General features: G+C 44.6%; 10 protein-coding genes. 7 read left to right on the top strand and 3 right to left on the bottom strand.

The window, feature by feature from the left end; translation table 11 throughout:
• Positions 1 to 153: 153 nt before the first annotated feature.
• Positions 154 to 1,059, bottom strand: a complete 906-nt coding sequence (locus NCI00_RS02930) for an alpha/beta hydrolase (RefSeq protein ID WP_253524854.1) — start codon at positions 1,057 to 1,059, stop codon at positions 154 to 156.
• A gap of 83 nt (positions 1,060 to 1,142) precedes the next feature.
• Here NCI00_RS02930 and folK point away from each other — a divergent pair, with 83 nt between their 5' ends.
• Both folK and NCI00_RS02920 read left to right on the top strand, forming a co-directional pair.
• Positions 1,143 to 1,631, top strand: a complete 489-nt coding sequence (gene folK, locus NCI00_RS02925; protein ID WP_253524852.1) for a 2-amino-4-hydroxy-6-hydroxymethyldihydropteridine diphosphokinase — start codon at positions 1,143 to 1,145, stop codon at positions 1,629 to 1,631.
• 78 nt (positions 1,632 to 1,709) lie between these two features.
• The gene (locus tag NCI00_RS02920) at positions 1,710 to 3,080 is read left to right on the top strand and encodes a flavin monoamine oxidase family protein (protein WP_253524850.1); all 1,371 of its coding nucleotides are present in this window, start codon (positions 1,710 to 1,712) and stop codon (positions 3,078 to 3,080) included.
• A 12-nt stretch (positions 3,081 to 3,092) separates the two neighbouring features.
• Here NCI00_RS02920 and NCI00_RS02915 read toward each other — a convergent pair whose 3' ends face one another.
• Positions 3,093 to 4,790, bottom strand: a complete 1,698-nt coding sequence (locus NCI00_RS02915) for a DUF262 domain-containing protein (protein ID WP_253524848.1) — start codon at positions 4,788 to 4,790, stop codon at positions 3,093 to 3,095.
• A gap of 36 nt (positions 4,791 to 4,826) precedes the next feature.
• Positions 4,827 to 6,368 carry a YifB family Mg chelatase-like AAA ATPase gene (locus NCI00_RS02910; RefSeq protein ID WP_253524846.1) on the bottom strand — a complete coding sequence of 514 codons (1,542 nt, stop codon included), beginning with the start codon at positions 6,366 to 6,368 and terminating at the stop codon, positions 4,827 to 4,829.
• Between the two features lie 207 nt (positions 6,369 to 6,575).
• Here NCI00_RS02910 and NCI00_RS02905 point away from each other — a divergent pair, with 207 nt between their 5' ends.
• From NCI00_RS02905 to NCI00_RS02885, 5 genes are all read left to right on the top strand, one after another.
• Positions 6,576 to 7,049: a DUF4293 domain-containing protein gene (locus NCI00_RS02905; protein ID WP_114066898.1), complete on the top strand. Its 474-nt coding sequence runs from the start codon at positions 6,576 to 6,578 to the stop codon at positions 7,047 to 7,049.
• A 332-nt stretch (positions 7,050 to 7,381) separates the two neighbouring features.
• Complete coding sequence (gene recQ, locus NCI00_RS02900) at positions 7,382 to 9,622, top strand: DNA helicase RecQ (RefSeq protein WP_114066897.1); 2,241 nt, start codon at positions 7,382 to 7,384, stop codon at positions 9,620 to 9,622.
• Between the two features lie 102 nt (positions 9,623 to 9,724).
• On the top strand, positions 9,725 to 11,014 hold the full coding sequence (purD, locus tag NCI00_RS02895; protein WP_253524844.1) for a phosphoribosylamine--glycine ligase: 1,290 nt from the start codon (positions 9,725 to 9,727) through the stop codon (positions 11,012 to 11,014).
• A 100-nt stretch (positions 11,015 to 11,114) separates the two neighbouring features.
• Positions 11,115 to 12,365, top strand: coding sequence for a PSP1 domain-containing protein (locus NCI00_RS02890; protein WP_253524842.1), 1,251 nt, complete (start codon positions 11,115 to 11,117; stop codon positions 12,363 to 12,365).
• A gap of 663 nt (positions 12,366 to 13,028) precedes the next feature.
• The gene (locus NCI00_RS02885; protein WP_253524840.1) at positions 13,029 to 16,070 is read left to right on the top strand and encodes an ELWxxDGT repeat protein; all 3,042 of its coding nucleotides are present in this window, start codon (positions 13,029 to 13,031) and stop codon (positions 16,068 to 16,070) included.
• The last annotated feature ends 156 nt before the right edge of the window (positions 16,071 to 16,226 follow it).

Genomic DNA, 16,226 nt, shown 5'->3' with positions numbered 1-16,226 from the left:
GCTTTCAATCTCAAAGAGCAGCCAACGGAAGGAAAAGGTTGGAAAGGAGAAATGGAAAATTTGCAATAGGAGGTAGGAAGTATGAAGCGGGAGGAAAGAAGTCTATGGGTATTATTTCTTACCTCTTACCTCGTATTTCTTACCTCGCGCAGCCTATTTAACAAAACCTGCCGTTCGCATCCAATGCAGACAACGGCCAAACCACTCGTCAAAAGCGGGAACTTTCAAATAGCCATGTTCCCCTTTTGAATAAATGTGCAGCTCGCTCGAAACAGCGTTTCGTTGGAGGGCTTCGTAAAATAGCAGACTATTGGAAACGGGCACCACGGTGTCGTCGCTTGCGTGGGTGATGAAAGCCGGTGGCGTTGAAGAAGTTACTTGAAGTTCGTTTGAAAAAAGCTTGATTTGCGCGGAAGAAGCATTTTTGCCCAGAAGGTTCACTCCCGAACCTTTGTGGCCGATGCCATCCATGAAACTTATGACGGGGTACACCAAAATCATAAAATCGGGTCGAACGCTGATGCCGTCGGTCGTGGAAAGGGCGGTTTTTTCAAAATGCGTGCCTGCCGTAGCCGCCAAATGTCCGCCTGCTGAAAAGCCCATGATGCCGATTTTCGTGGGGTCAACGTTCCATTCAGCGGCGCGTTGACGAATGGTTTTGATGGCCTGCTGGGCATCTTGCAGTGGCCCGATGGAAGGGTCAATCATGGTTTTTTCGCTGGGTAGTCGGTATTTTAAAACAAAGGCTGCTATGCCCTGCTTGGTAAAAGCCTCGGCCACATCGTAGCCTTCTCTTTTGATGACCAAAACACCATAGCCGCCTCCTGGGCAGATGATTACCGCTGCGCCCGTGGCTTTGTCTTTGGGAGGTAAAAACACCGTGAGGGTAGGTTGAGAAACTTTGGAAACGACGTTTGAAGCCGTTTTTACCTCTTCATTTACAACGTCTTTTGCGTTGGGAACGGTGCTTGGGTAAAGTGCGATTTCTTGCTGTGCAAGGCAGGACAGTGTCGACAAAATACCAAAGACCGTTACGTTTATTTTAGTAATAATGTTCATGTGTGTAAAGCGTTAGCAATTTTTATTGAAAGACAAAAGGCGGCCGTTTCTTTTCATTATTTTTGTTTTCCTACCTTTACGGCATGAATCAGCAATCAGTTTTTTTATTGTTAGGTGCAAATTTGGGCGAACGAGAAGCTACCTTAGCGAAAGCAACGGACTTGATTTCGGAACGAATTGCGCCAGTTATGTTGCAGTCGCACTTGTACGAAACGGCGCCTTGGGGCGTGACCGACCAACCCGCTTTTTTGAATCAGGTGATTAGTATTGAAACGGTTTTGACGCCTGAAGAATTGCTGAATCAAACGCTTGAAATTGAAAAACAACTGGGGCGCGAACGGCGTTTACGGTGGGGGGCAAGAGTGATAGACATTGACATGCTGTATTATTCTGACCTGATTTTGGATACAGAAAACCTGCATTTACCTCATCCCAGATTGCACCAACGTCGTTTTACCTTGGTGCCTTTGGTCGAAATAGCCCCTGATTTTGTGCATCCTGTTTTACATAAGACCAACCAAGAATTGCTTAACGAATGTACGGATGACAGCCAAGTAAGCGTTTTTGAATAAATGTACAATTGAAAAATAGAGAACGGGAGTTTTTACACGTAAGCAAAAGCACCATTGAATCCTCATTAACTCACCACTATGCAACGTCGCGATTTTATCAAAAATACCGTCTTTACCACTGGAGCCATTGCCTTTGGCAGTTGTAAAGAAGAAGACCCCTATGCGGAGCGAGAGTATAAAGGACAGATTGCCATTATCGGAGCGGGGGCGGCGGGGCTGTATGCGGGCTCTTTGTTGGCAGAAAAGAAAGCAAATTATACCATTTATGAAGCGGCCGACCAAATTGGCGGACGAATTCGTTCGCTGAAGGGTTTCGCTGATTTCGACATTGAGCTAGGAGCCGAAAAAATTCAGGGAAACCGCTCGCTCTGGTACGATTGGGTCAAAGAATCAGGTGCGTCTTTTGTGTCGAACACCTCGACAGATTTTTATCAAATTGGTAATCAGGTTCTTTCCGAAGCCCAATGGGGCAATAACGCTGATTTCAAAGCCGCCGTGTCTTTGGCTCAACAGTCAATGAATTATTCGGGCGCCGACACTACCTTGCTTCAATACATGGAATCGGCCAAATTAGCGTCAGGAGTGCGGCACATTGCCGATGCTTTGGTGGCCAATCCCCACGGTACGTCGGCCAACCGCCTGAGTGTTTTGGGTACGGCGGAGGAGCGCCAAGCTTGGTCCGCTGGAGAGGGAGAGTTTTTGCTCGCAAATCGTTCGTTAACTTCGGTTTTAGAAGAAAAATTCAAGAATATACTGCCAAGGGTTGTATTTAATACGCAAATCAAGCGCATTGATTATACCAATGAACGCATCATGTTGGAAGATGCCCAAGCCCAGCGACGCTACGTAGACAAGGTGATTATAACGGTACCGCTTGCTGTGCTGCAAAGCACTGATTTACAGTTTGTACCAGCACTTCCAGAATCTAAGCTTGCTTCCATTAGGGGTATTGGCACGGGGGCTGGAATTAAAGTAATATTGGAGTTCAATCAACGTTTTTGGGATGCCGCCACGGATTCTGTGTATACGTCGGGCGCCATACCCGAATATCGGGTAAGTTCAAACGGGCGCAGTACAAAATCCTTTGTTTTGACAGGCTTGACGATGGGTGAAAAAGCCGAAGCCCTTAGTGCGCAATCGAGCGCGGCGGCGATTCAAAGCATCATCAAAGAGTTGGATGTGATTTATGGAAAAGGTGTTGCTTCTGGTGCCCTTACGAATGCCCGTCTAATGGATTGGGGCAAAGACCCGTTTATTAAGGGCGCCTATTCGTACCCCATCGTGGGGGGTGGCGGACTCCTGACCCGCCAAACGCTGTCGTTGCCCGTGCAGCGCAAAGTTTATTTTGCTGGGGAGGCTACGCACTACGGCGGCCACAGCGGCACCGTTCACGGTGCGATTGAATCGGGTCGCAGGGTCGTGGAGGAGTTGTATAGGGATGTGACGTAAAGAGAGGAATGGCTACAAATAATTTATTTTCCAAATGGAGATAGCTTTTGTAGCCATGTCTCTTTGCCTACTGCTTATTGTACTTGCATCCCATTTATCATACTCAAGATGTGAATTTGTTAATTTAAAATCACTTTTTTTGTATTCAGGGTATTTAACTGCAAAGAGTTTTCTTCCAACAGTATTATTAGTATTGGTTTTTAATAACGTTAAATTTCCGATTCGGTAGATATATTGGGAAGTATCCGTATTGTGGAACGCCTCAATCCACTCATCCGTTGGCTTTTCGGGTAGAATATGTTCAATCGTTACCGACTTATCGTTTAAATCTATTTCGTTTCCTCCGTATTGTCTTTCGAGTTTTGAGAGGACATACTTAACGAGTTGATTTGCTTTATTTGTATTAATTGATTTTGTAGCAAAGTCATTTTTGAAATTTGTATCAGCTATATATACGCTTTCCAATGATTTAAAAATTGCCTTTGCGGTTGTTAGTTCTCCCCTGAACACTTTGTTGGCAGCGTCGTTATATACTCTTTCCAACTCATTAGGATTTTGTCCGCCTATGATATTATACCGGAAACTTATAACAACTATATCCTTAAGTAGCTTTACAAATTCGCCAGGTGCTAACTTCTCTTTCGCGACAAGCAATAAAGAGTAGCACTGAGTTACGTCAAATAAATTCAGCTCTTTAATGGATTTTCTCTCATCATCCGACCACAATGCATTATTTTCATCGCTTAACGCTGCGTATACACTAACATTTTCTTCCAAGCTGTTTAATAAGTCCAATGCTTCCTGCTGCTTAGCCACTTTTCTTTTTAACGCCTTGAATAAGGTGGATTTTCGTTCGATTTTATTTTGGCGAGCATTCCAATAATGGCGTAAATAGGTGGTAACTTCTGTATTTCCAAGGATGTCGTTTATGGCGTCCCATTTCATATCTAAATCTTCTACCAATGCAGGTGAATCAGATAAGATAAGAGAAAATAAATAATTTTTTAGCAAGTCAGAAGCCGACAGTTTTACCCCTCGTGCATTAAGAGTTTCAAAAATTTTGTAAGCATTTGTATCATCACCTACTTCAATAAGTGTGAAAAATAAATTGCTGCCTAAATTACCGTCTACAAAATCAAACAAATCCGCGCCAGATTTATTTGATTCAAACTTTTCTTCTACCTTTTTTTTAAAATAAGTAAATGCTTTGTACAATTTTTGGACGGAAGGTTTTTCGCTGCTTATATTACTGGGTTTACGCAACTGTACCAAGTAACTTCTGAAAAAATATTCGTTAATCCGGTTTAATCTAAGCTTTGCTTTAGTAACCAGCGTACGCCCTTCCAAAAAGCCGATATAACCTGTTCGTATTAATTCTAATCTTTTTCGATTGTCTTCAGCCTCAATATCGTCGTTTATCCAATCCTGTAACAGACTGATACATGCCAAACAAATAATACTTAGCGTCGTAATTCGTTGTTGCCCGTCAATTATTTCATAATGTTTAGGATTAGGCGTACGCTTAAGAACAACATAACCCATGTAATGATTGTCGTCTGAGTTGAGCTCTTCAATATCTAACCACAAATCCTCCCACTCATCGTAGTGCCAACTATAATTTCGTTGATAATTAGGAACTTCAAAGGTTTTTCCGTTCCCTATGATTTCCGAAAATGTAGGTCTTGATTGTTCGAAGAATATTTTTGACATAGTAGCGCAAATTTAACCATTAAAACAAATATAGCTCTACCCCGCCCAACTTTCTCTATCCAAACTTCGGTACTGAATGGCTTCGGCCAAGTGTTCAATTTTGATGTCGGGGCTGGCGGCTAAATCGGCAATGGTGCGTGATACTTTCAGGATACGGTCGTACGCCCGCGCCGAAAGACCGAGGCGTTCCATGGCGGTTTTGAGCAGAATTTTGCCCGCAGGATTAATGTCACAAATTTCTTTCACCATTTGCGATGGCATCATGGCGTTGCAGTAAATACCCGTATTTTCTTTAAAACGCTCGGTTTGAATTTCGCGCGCCTTGATGACTCGCTCGCGGATGGCGGTGCTGTTTTCGGATTTGCGGGTAGAGGCAATTTGGTCAAACGAAACGGGCGTGACTTCTACGTGCAAATCAATGCGGTCGAGGAGCGGACCGCTGATTTTGTTCAGATAGCGTTGCACCGCTCCCGGTGGGCATACACATTCTTTTTCGGGATGGTTATAATACCCGCACGGACAAGGATTCATGCTGGCAATGAGCATAAAATTGGCGGGAAATTCAATGGCCCATTTGGTCCGCGAAATGGTTACACGACGTTCTTCGAGCGGTTGTCGCATTACTTCCAAAACTGTACGTTTAAATTCGGGCAGTTCATCCAGAAACAACACCCCGTTGTGCGCCAGCGAGATTTCGCCAGGTTGGGGAAACGAACCACCGCCAACCAAAGCGGCGTCGCTTACGGTATGGTGAGGTGCCCGAAACGGACGCCGTGAAATAAGCGCGGCTTTTGCGCCCAATTTCCCCGCTACCGAATGGATTTTGGTCGTTTCGAGGGCTTCGTGGAGCGTTAGAGGGGGCAAAATGGACGGAATTCGCTTCGCCAACATGGTTTTTCCCGAACCGGGAGGCCCAATCATGATGGCATTGTGTCCGCCCGCCGCCGAAATTTCGAGGGCGCGTTTGATGTTTTCCTGCCCCTGTACATGCTCAAAATCAGCGTCGTATTCGTTGTGGGTGCTCAGGAAAATATCCCGGGTATCAATGGTTACGGGCGTGATGTCTTTGGTGCCTTCAAAAAACTCGATGGCATCTTTAAGGTTTTCGACGGGAATCACGTCTAGGTTATTGACAATCGCGGCCTCGTGGGCATTGGCGGCGGGAAGAATGAACCCTTTATACCCTAATTTACGGGCTTCGATGGCAATGGGCAACACTCCTTTGATGGGGCGGAGGTTGCCATCTAGCGAAAGTTCTCCCATGATGATGTAGTCTTCCAAATTCTTTTGGGCAACCAGTTGGTCAGATGCTTGAAGTACACACAGGGCGATGGGCAGATCGTAGGCCGAGCCTTCTTTTCGGATGTCCGCAGGGGCCAGATTGACGACCACTTTTTGGCGAGGCATACGGTAATTAAAGTATTTCAGCGACGCTTCCACCCGCTGTTCACTTTCTTTTACGGCACTGTCGGGCAATCCCACCATAAAAAAACGCATTCCCTGCCCTACTGTTACTTCAATGGTAATGATGGTGGCATTGACGCCATAGACTGCACTGCCGAACGTTTTTGAAAGCATACTCGATTCTTTTAAAAGCTGATTTTTTCGTAAAAATAAAGTTTATCTATCAAAGTGATGTGCTGCGGTCCAACGTTTGCGTTGGTAAGAAGGTTTGAAATCTTCCCTCCAGCGGGTGTATCAAAATTATAGTCAATTGATTACCTTTGCCATCCTTTATTAGTAAATAAATCATTAAAAACAAATAAGAATAACTACTAACAAGTTATGTTACAGCGTATTCAGTCACTTTTTTTAGCTTTGGTTGCCGTAGGAATGGGCGGTATGATTTCCCTGCCTATTTGGGATAAAACAGCATTAGATACAACTCAATCGGTTCATTTGACGGCCCTGCGGCTTATCCACCAGCAAGGCACTAGCTCGGTTATCACGCCAGTGTGGTACCTAACTTTGCTGGGGGCACTTGTGGCGGCATTGGCCGCTTTTGCGTTGTCTCAATACAAAAACCGTTTGCTTCAGTCGGGATTATGTGCCGCCAACTCCGTACTTATGACGATTATAATGGGTTTGGTCATGTATTTTGTGTTTGGAAAAGCTAAAAATCTTTTTGATCCCGCCGCCAATGGAGATTTCGGACTTGGTTTTTATTCCCTTATATTAGCCATGTTGGCCAACGTACTTGCCAACCGTTTTATACGTCGCGACGAGAAATTTGTTCGTTCGCAGGAGCGGATGCGATAAATAAACGGAAGTATTATGGATATTTTTAAACAAATTTTCTCCCTATTTTACTAAGTAAAATCCCTGCAAGGTTTTGGCTGTCAGTAGGTTGTTAGTCATTTCGGGTGGTTCGGTAAAAAAAAATGTTTTTTTTACAGCTGAAAATTTGTTGTGTCAAATTTGATAATTTTTACTAATTTCAAACTTAGATACTGAAGTTCAGGGTCCGATTACAACGGATTGGCAAAACTCTGGATAATCGTTGTTTTTTTACATTCCAACTCACCACAAAAGCTATACAAATCCCTGTAAATCAGGAGAGTAAAAGCCACTAAAATTTATAAGTCACGAGGATGATTCAGGTAGACACAGGCGTACAGCATACGCTTAAAGAGCGACTCAAAGAAATATTTGGTTACAGTCAGTTTAGAGGAGAGCAGGAGGCTATCATCAATAGCATCATGGGCGGCAATAACACCTTCGTTATTATGCCTACTGGTGCTGGCAAATCCCTGTGCTATCAGCTGCCGGCGATAACAACTGAAGGTATTGCTATCGTTATCTCGCCCCTTATTGCGTTGATGAAAAATCAGGTGGACCAACTCAATGCATTCGGAATCAATGCCCAATTTTTGAATTCTACCCTCAACAAGGCTGAAATTAATAAAGTTAAAAAAGACGCCTTAGACGGAACCCTAAAACTGTTATATATTGCTCCAGAATCGTTGACCAAAGAGGAGAACCTTGATTTTCTACAAAGAGCCAATATTTCTTTTGTAGCGGTAGACGAAGCGCACTGTATTTCTGAGTGGGGCCATGATTTTCGACCTGAATACCGTCGTATCCGTGGAATTATTGATAACATCAACCCTGAGTTGCCGCTTATCGCGTTGACTGCCACCGCTACGCCCAAAGTACAGCAGGATATTGTCAAAAACTTAAGGATGGAAGAAGCGGCGATGTTTAAAACATCGTTTAACCGTAAAAACCTCTACTACGAAGTTCGTCCTAAATTAGGTGATGTTAACAAACAACTCATCAAATACATTAAAAACAACAAAGGTAAATCGGGTATCATCTATTGTCTGAGCCGTAAAACGGTGGAAGAAGTGGCCAATTTGCTGAATGTGAATGATGTAAAAGCACTGCCCTATCACGCAGGATTGGACTCGTCGACCCGGATGCACAATCAGGATGCCTTTCTCAATGAAGAAGCCGACGTGATTGTGGCAACGATTGCTTTTGGAATGGGAATCGACAAGCCCGACGTGCGGTTTGTGATTCACTACGACGCCCCCAAGTCGTTGGAAGGCTATTATCAAGAAACAGGACGTGCTGGACGCGATGGTCTGGAAGGAAATTGCGTCATGTTTTACTGCATCGACGATATTCAAAAACTGGAGAAATTCAACAAAGATAAGTCCGTTACCGAACGTGACAACGCGCGTCATTTGCTCAATGAAATGGTGGCCTACGCCAACCTCGGCGCGTGTCGCCGGCGTCAGTTATTGAGTTATTTTGGAGAGTACATGGAGAAAGACTGCGGGTTTTGCGACAATTGCGTTAAGCCTACCCAGCGGATTAGGATTCAGGAAGAGGCGGTTTTGGTCCTTAAAGCCATCGACCAAACAGACGAGCGATTTGACGGAGACCACATTGCCGACTTGATTACGGCAACCGACAACATCTACGTAACAAGCTACGAGCACAACAAGCTTGAAATGTACGGGGCTGGTAAATTTAAAGATGAAGAAGAAGGAGAAGAATACGGAGTGGAGTTCTGGCGTTCAATGATTCGCCAACTGGTGATTTTTGGATTTCTGTCTAAAGATTCCGAAAATTTTGGGGTCTTAAAAATGACGGAAAAGGGACGCAAGTTTATCAAAGACCCTTATCCGATTACGATTTCCAAAGATCATACGTTTGATGAAAGTGAGATTCAGAAAGCAAACGATGAAGAAGATGTAACGGATCTTGCCCCAGCGGGTGGGGGCAATGCCTACGATGAAGCGCTTTTAGGTTTATTGAAAGCACTACGTAAGAAACTGGCGAAAGAAAAAAACCTTCCTCCGTACGTGATTTTCCAAGATCCGTCGTTGGAAGAAATGGCCACCACTTACCCTACCACGTCGCAGGAAATGGCCCAAATCAACGGGGTCGGAATGGGGAAAGTATCAAAATTTGGACGACCATTTATTGATTTAATCACCAAATACGTTGAAGAAAATGAGATAGAAACCGCTAAAGACGTAGTTGTAAAATCAGCAGCTAACAAGTCTAAAGTGAAGATTTTTATTATTCAGCAGATAGACCGAAAAGTGGATTTGGATGAGATTGCGGAAGCAAAAGGGCTTGGGATGGACGAGTTGATTGAGGAGATTGAACACATTTGCTACTCCGGTACAAAACTAAACTTGGATTACTACATCAATCAGATTATGGACCGTGACCGCCAACGGGATATTTACGATTACTTCATGGCAACCGAAACCGATAGTATTGCAGTGGCCATGGATGAGTTGGCGGAGGAAGATGTCACCGAGGACGAACTCCGATTGATGCGTATCAAATTCTTGTCAGAAGTAGCAAACTAGGTGGAAAGCTAACCCCATAAAATTAAGAACAAACCCGCGTTTGTTCTTAATTTTATGATTACTCAACATTTTACTCGTAGCGATCCCTTTTATACAAAAAAGATGAACATTCTAATCCTTGGTTCGGGCGGACGTGAACACGCTTTTGCTTGGAAAATTGCGCAAAGCCCACACTGTGATGAGTTGTATGTAGCCCCCGGCAATGCAGGTACCGCTCAAGTAGCGACCAATCTCCCCTTTAGCTATAATGACTTTGAAGCAACTGCGAAAGCAATTGTGGACCTAAAAATTAAATTAGTGATTGTGGGACCAGAAGAGCCGCTGGTCAATGGAATTGTTGATTTTTTGAAAGCACGTCCTGAGCTTTCAAGAGTCAAAATTGTAGGCCCCGACCGACTGGGCGCCCAACTGGAAGGAAGCAAGGATTTCTCCAAAAACTTCATGTTGAAGTACGGGATTCCTACGGCATCTTCTCGCACATTTACCTCCGAGACGCTCGAAGAAGGCCTTACTTTTCTGGAGTCACATGCTTTGCCGATTGTTTTGAAAGCCGATGGATTGGCCGCTGGCAAAGGGGTAATTATCGCAGAAAACATCGCCACGGCCAAGGCCACCATGCAAGATATGCTGGTAGATGCCAAGTTTGGCGATGCTGGAAACAAAGTGGTCGTTGAACAGTTTCTAAGAGGAATCGAACTTTCTGTTTTTGTATTAACGGACGGTATCAACTATAAAATTTTGCCTGAAGCAAAAGACTACAAGCGAATCGGAGAAAAAGACACGGGCCCCAATACGGGCGGAATGGGGGCGGTGTCACCGGTTGTGTTTGCCGATGAAAACTTCCTGCGGAAGGTAGAAAATAAAATCGTTAAGCCTACCTTGTCGGGATTGCAGGCCGAAGAAATCCGCTACGTCGGGTTTATTTTTATCGGTTTAATGAACGTAAAAGGCGAACCTTACGTGATTGAATACAACGCGCGCATGGGCGACCCCGAAACCGAGGTGGTATTGCCGCGTATTCAGTCCGATTTCGTAACGCTTCTGCTCGCCGCTGCCGACCAAAAATTGGCGGAAAGTGATTTGCTGATTTCGCCGCAAACGGCCGTGACCACGGTGCTTGTGTCGGGGGGCTATCCTGAAGCGTACGAAAAAGGCAAGAAAATTGCAGAGTTAGAAAGAATAGAAGACGTGCTCGTCTTCCACGCTGGGACCGCCGCCAATGGAAATGGCGAGGTACTCAGCAACGGAGGCCGTGTGTTGACTTTAACAGCCTTGGCAAACTCGCTCGAAGGAGCCGTCAATAAGTCTCAAAAAGCAGCAGCAACGGTACAATTTGAAGGTAAATATTATCGCAAAGATATTGGATTGGATTTGATCCGTTATAACGACTAGCGGCTGGTGATTAGTGGTTTATGGTCAGTATTAAAATACTCACTACTGCTCGGGCAGCCCCGTCACTACTCACTACCCACTACTCACTATTCTATAAATTATGTCCTGTAAATCATGTTCAACCGGAGGTTGCGGCACGCGTGGCCTGACTGAAAAAACGTCCGGTTGTCAAAATAATGGCGCTTGTGGAACGGGTGGCTGTAATAAAATGAACGTTTTTGATTGGCTCAGCGACATGGACGTGCCAGTGATGAAACGGTTTGATGTCGTAGAAGTTAAATTTAAGGGCGGACGTAAAGAGTATTTTCGCAACATAAATCAACTCGATTTGCACACTGGCGACTACGTCGTGTGCGAGATGGCCTCTGGTTATCATATTGGCTCAGTATCATTGCAAGGAGATTTGGTTCGCCTGCAAATGGTCAAAAAGAAAGTAGCCAATGACGAAAACCTGAAGAGCATTTATCGCGTAGCCACTCCGCGCGATTTGGAAAAGCACGAGCAAAGCATTGCCCGCGACCTCACCACCATGTACCGCGCCCGGGAGTTGGTCAAAGACATGAAACTTAATATGAAACTCTCAGATGTAGAGTTTCAGTCAGACAATACCAAAGCTACTTTTTATTACTCAGCCGACGAGCGCGTCGATTTTCGTGAATTAATCAAAGTATTGGCGGGAGAATTTAAGGCACGGATTGAGATGCGGCAGATTAGCCTGCGTCAAGAGGCGGGACGTTTGGGTGGTATCGGGGCCTGTGGCCGTGAGTTATGCTGCTCTACGTGGTTGACCGATTTCAAAAACATTACCACTTCAGCGGCACGTTACCAAAATTTGTCGTTAAATCCGACCAAATTGTCGGGTCAGTGCGGGCGCTTGAAATGCTGCCTGAATTACGAACTCGAAACCTACATTGATGCCCTCAAGGATATTCCGCACGTAGATGCACCGCTTCAAACCCAAAAGGGAAAAGCACACCTGCAAAAAACGGATATTTTCAAGAAAATCATGTGGTTTGGCTACGAGAATGACAGCACCACTTGGCACCCGATTTCGCTAGAAAACGTCAATCGGATATTGAGTCTTAATGCCAAAGGACAAAAACCTGTTTCGTTGGAAGTGCTAGAAATCGAAGAGCTTGTGTCGTTGTTGCCGGCTCCCGGCATCAATAGCGATTTGGCGAAGATGGATAAGAAATTCAGCAGCCGCGACCGTGACCAGCAACAAAGCGGCAATCGTAACAGAAATAAAAAGAAAAAAGGCGGAGGTGGGGGAAACGCAGGAGGGAATAATCCTGCCAATAACACTAAACCGAATAATAACCCACCGAAAGGAGGAGGAGAAAAGAAGTAAACTTATTGTTCAAAATTCATTAAAAAAGGGATAGCCTCAGCAGGTTATCCCTTTTTTAATTTACTGGAAATCAATGTGTTGCCCCCCCCCAATCTGTTCATTTATTTCCCCATTTGAAGAATTGGTTTTAGAAAGCTTCTTTATGGTATTTTCCAATACCTGGATGGTTTCTTCCTGTTTGGCGTCGCGTTGGCGTAAATACTCGTTTTTCGGTCTTTAGGCGATGTAGCTCCGTTTTGGTAGCTGGATTGCCGCCAAAAGCGTTCAAAGTTATGACTGATTAACGATGCAACATATTCTTTTGACACCACAAAACTATGGTTTGTTATTTAGAAGAGTTGGCTCTTTTTTGGGTAATCACCTACCCAGCAACTGCTGGATAATTGCACTTCAAATCTACATCTTTAACCTAAAAAAATCATTTTACCTTTTTTGTAAAAATAATCCCTGTCGATGATTCACAAGGATATTTTTAGTTTGTTTTTAAATATAATATCCTAAATTTGTCTTATAGGGATATTTTTATTTGATATATATCCCATTCGTCGTTGAATTGTAATGGAAAAAATGGCGCTTCAATTCTTAATTTTTATAGTATATTACAATGCGAGTTTATTATTTAACATCGGGTAGTTTGGCAGGAGGGGCTTTGAGTTAAACGTTATGAAACAATTTTGCACAACCTTTTTTTATCTTCTTTTATTCGTTCAATCTTATGGACAACAACTGCTCAAGGATGTGTATGGCACAAACGCGAGTACGTTGGATGTAGCCAATGCCGTCAACATTAGTGGGGTAGTTTATTATACGGCTTCGTCAGAAAAAGGGACGATGCTGTACAAAACTGACGGCACACCCAGCGGGACGGTATTGTTGGATATGACGGCCGTTGGGGATTATATACAATCGCCCAGCAATCTGACGAATTATAACGGGTCGCTGATTTTTTTGGCGCACAAACGCGGCAGTGGTTACGGCTTGTTTAAAACCAATGGCTCTATCACTGGAACCACCGAATTATTTAATACTGCCTCGGGAAATGCTTACATGAAAGTTCTAGGAGTTTTGAGCAATGTATTGTATTTCAGTTTTTTGCAAGATAGTACTGGGGTTGAATTATGGCGTACAAACGGCACGGCCGCTGGTACCTATATGGTAAAAAATATCAATCTGGGTAGTGCAAATGCTAATCCAAAGTCTTTTAAAGTGATTGGAACGAAGGCGTATTTTCAGGCCAATAACGGGATAAACGGGGCGGAATTGTGGCGAACAGACGGCTCGTCGGCGGGAACTGTGATGGTGAAAGATATCAATACGGGGGTTTTGGGTAGTTATCCAGCTCATTTTGCGGTTGTAGATACCACCTTGTTTTTTCAGGCAACCAATGGCGCAAACGGTTGCGAGTTATGGAAATCCAACGGAGCAGGAACTGTTTTGGTGAAAGATATTCATGCGGGAACGATTGGAAGTACGCCGAGTAATTTGCAAGTGCTTAATAATCAGGTGTATTTTACGGCTTACGATAGCGTTTCTACCCGATTGTGGAAATCCAACGGTACGGCCTTGGGCACGCAGGTAGTGAAAGACTCTTTGCGACACGTGACAAACCCCGTGGTGTTTAACAATCAACTATTCTTCGTCGCTTCCGAAGGTTTGAAAGGATTTGAGTTGTGGAAATCTGACGGGACCACCGCAGGAACCACCTTGCTAAAAGACATCAATCCGAGCTCGGCGGCTTATAATGATGGGACTTTTGGTTCAAATCCAGGCTTTACCGTGGCCGGAACCACCCTTTTCTTTTTTGCCAATGATGGTATCAATGGGCGTGAATTATGGAAAACTGATGGCACCACGCTGGGTACGGCTTTGGTAAAAAACATCGCTGATTCTACCATCAGTTCTTACTTTGAAACCAATACTACGTTTGCCTTTGGCAATAAAATAGCGTTTATGAGGGCGCCTTCTCCCAACGATACCTACGAAATGTGGGTGTCGGATGGCACGAGCGCGGGAACAGTTTTGGTCAAAAGCCTCAATCAAAGTTTAGGTCTTGAACTGGCCCGTGTGGTGCCGCTGGCGTTGGGGACGGGCGTTTTGTTTACGGCTTATAGCCCCGTTTCGGGCTTTGAGCTGTACCGCACCGACGGAACGCAGGCCAATACAACCTTGGTCAAGGATATGAATACCGAAATGGCCAATTCGGCCACGAACCCTTTTGGTCGAGTGGTACATTTCAACAACGCAACGTTCTTTACCGCCAACGACGGCAAATCGGGCACGGAGCTGTGGAGGGCCGATAGCACCGCCGCTAGTGCGTTATTGTACGGCGACTTTACCAAAAATGCATCACAAAGCCTAGGGCATTCGGTTGGCGCAACGGGTTTTTCTACCTACTTTAATAATTTTACTGTTTTCCAAAATGAACTTTATTGGATGGTCAACGGGCGGTATTTGTGGAAAACCAACGGTGAGACCGCCCCAACGAAGGTTTTTGATACTTTTTCGTCCACATCCCAAAAAGTGCTGTTTGCCACGCTTAACAATGAACTCTATTTTCTATCCAACGGACTTTATAAAAGCAGTCAAAGCGGTTTTCAGAAAATAACCGATAAAATAACTGGCGCGCCTGCCCGAAGCTATTCGGAGCCAGATTCTTCCGTAAAAATGATTGCTTACAAGGGGTTTTTGTATTTCGCGGCCCAAGGCTCCGATAGCGCGGGTGTGGAATTGTGGCGTACGGATGGTACTGATTTGAGCACTACGTTGGTCAAAGACATCAATGTGGGGATGGCGGGCTCAATGCCTTATGGCTTTGTAGTGTATAAAGATACCCTGTATTTTATTGCTAACACCGACAGTTTAGGTTATGAACTATGGCGGTCGGATGGTACGGCTATGGGCACTACGCTGGTCAAAGACATTTATGCTGGGCCCAACAGCGGTTTTGGACAAAATCCCTATTTTGAGGAATCCTACGGGGCGTTGATTATCTACGACGACAAACTCTTTTTTAGGGCTTCTGATGCAACAAACGGCACTGAACTGTGGCGGTCGGATGGTACGGCAGCTGGTACAGTATTGGTCAAAGATATTACCTTGGGAACGGCTAGTTCTACTCCTTTTTCGTTGGTGACTTTTAAAAATGAGCTTTATTTCCTTGCCAACCAGCAACTTTGGAAATCGAATGGTACCGCTCAGGGGACCCAACTGCTAAAAAGTACGTTGCTTTCAGACTATCGAATGACGAAAGGAGACAGTTCTTTGTATTTGAATGCTTATGAATCTTCTCCCGCTTCTGGTCCCCAACATAAAAGCTACGAATTGTACCGTTCGGACGGCACCATCTCAGGCACGGTACGATTGACGGATATCGACGCGGGCATCCGCAACTCTTCGCCACAATTGGTTTCGGTCCATAACGGACGGGTTTATTTTTCTGCCTACCGGGCCGATGTTGGACGGGAGTTGTGGAGGATGCGCCCCGAATGTCCTCCAGAATATTTCTTTAGCAATCCCGGTGAAACAACTGCTTCGGGAGCTATCCATTATTTTAAGGTAGAGCATCGAATTGAAGCCGCGAATCTACTGAACACCAACAGCGATGTACTCTATCAGGCGGGCAAGTCCGTAGAATTTAGACCTGGCTTTGAGGTCAAAGCGGGGGCGGTGTTCAAAGCACAGATTGAAGGATGTGGAACCGATTAAAGGCCTCTTCATTTGTGAATGAAACTACCTAAGAAGCAGATACCCATAAATAATGCATTGCAAATAAATAGATAAAAGCCCCGCCAAAACCAACTTCGGCGGGGTTTTTTGTGGATAAGGCTCAATCTTTTTAGCACGGAGATTTGACTTATGCCT

The sequence above is a fragment of the Runella salmonicolor genome (genome assembly GCF_024158025.1).
Lineage (GTDB): Bacteria > Bacteroidota > Bacteroidia > Cytophagales > Spirosomataceae > Runella > Runella salmonicolor.
Note: the sequence above shows the minus strand (reverse complement) of the source record. Positions and strands in the feature narration are given on the sequence as shown.

Excerpts from the sequence above, each read along its gene's own strand:
- NCI00_RS02890 (WP_253524842.1), top strand. The coding sequence starts at position 11,115 with ATGTCCTGTAAATCATGTTCAACCGGAGGTTGCGGCACGCGTGGCCTG.
- purD (WP_253524844.1), top strand. The coding sequence starts at position 9,725 with ATGAACATTCTAATCCTTGGTTCGGGCGGACGTGAACACGCTTTTGCT.
- NCI00_RS02885 (WP_253524840.1), top strand. The coding sequence starts at position 13,029 with ATGAAACAATTTTGCACAACCTTTTTTTATCTTCTTTTATTCGTTCAA.
- NCI00_RS02930 (WP_253524854.1), bottom strand. The coding sequence starts at position 1,059 with ATGAACATTATTACTAAAATAAACGTAACGGTCTTTGGTATTTTGTCG.
- folK (WP_253524852.1), top strand. The coding sequence starts at position 1,143 with ATGAATCAGCAATCAGTTTTTTTATTGTTAGGTGCAAATTTGGGCGAA.
- NCI00_RS02905 (WP_114066898.1), top strand. The coding sequence starts at position 6,576 with ATGTTACAGCGTATTCAGTCACTTTTTTTAGCTTTGGTTGCCGTAGGA.
- recQ (WP_114066897.1), top strand. The coding sequence starts at position 7,382 with ATGATTCAGGTAGACACAGGCGTACAGCATACGCTTAAAGAGCGACTC.
- NCI00_RS02910 (WP_253524846.1), bottom strand. The coding sequence starts at position 6,368 with ATGCTTTCAAAAACGTTCGGCAGTGCAGTCTATGGCGTCAATGCCACC.
- NCI00_RS02920 (WP_253524850.1), top strand. The coding sequence starts at position 1,710 with ATGCAACGTCGCGATTTTATCAAAAATACCGTCTTTACCACTGGAGCC.
- NCI00_RS02915 (WP_253524848.1), bottom strand. The coding sequence starts at position 4,790 with ATGTCAAAAATATTCTTCGAACAATCAAGACCTACATTTTCGGAAATC.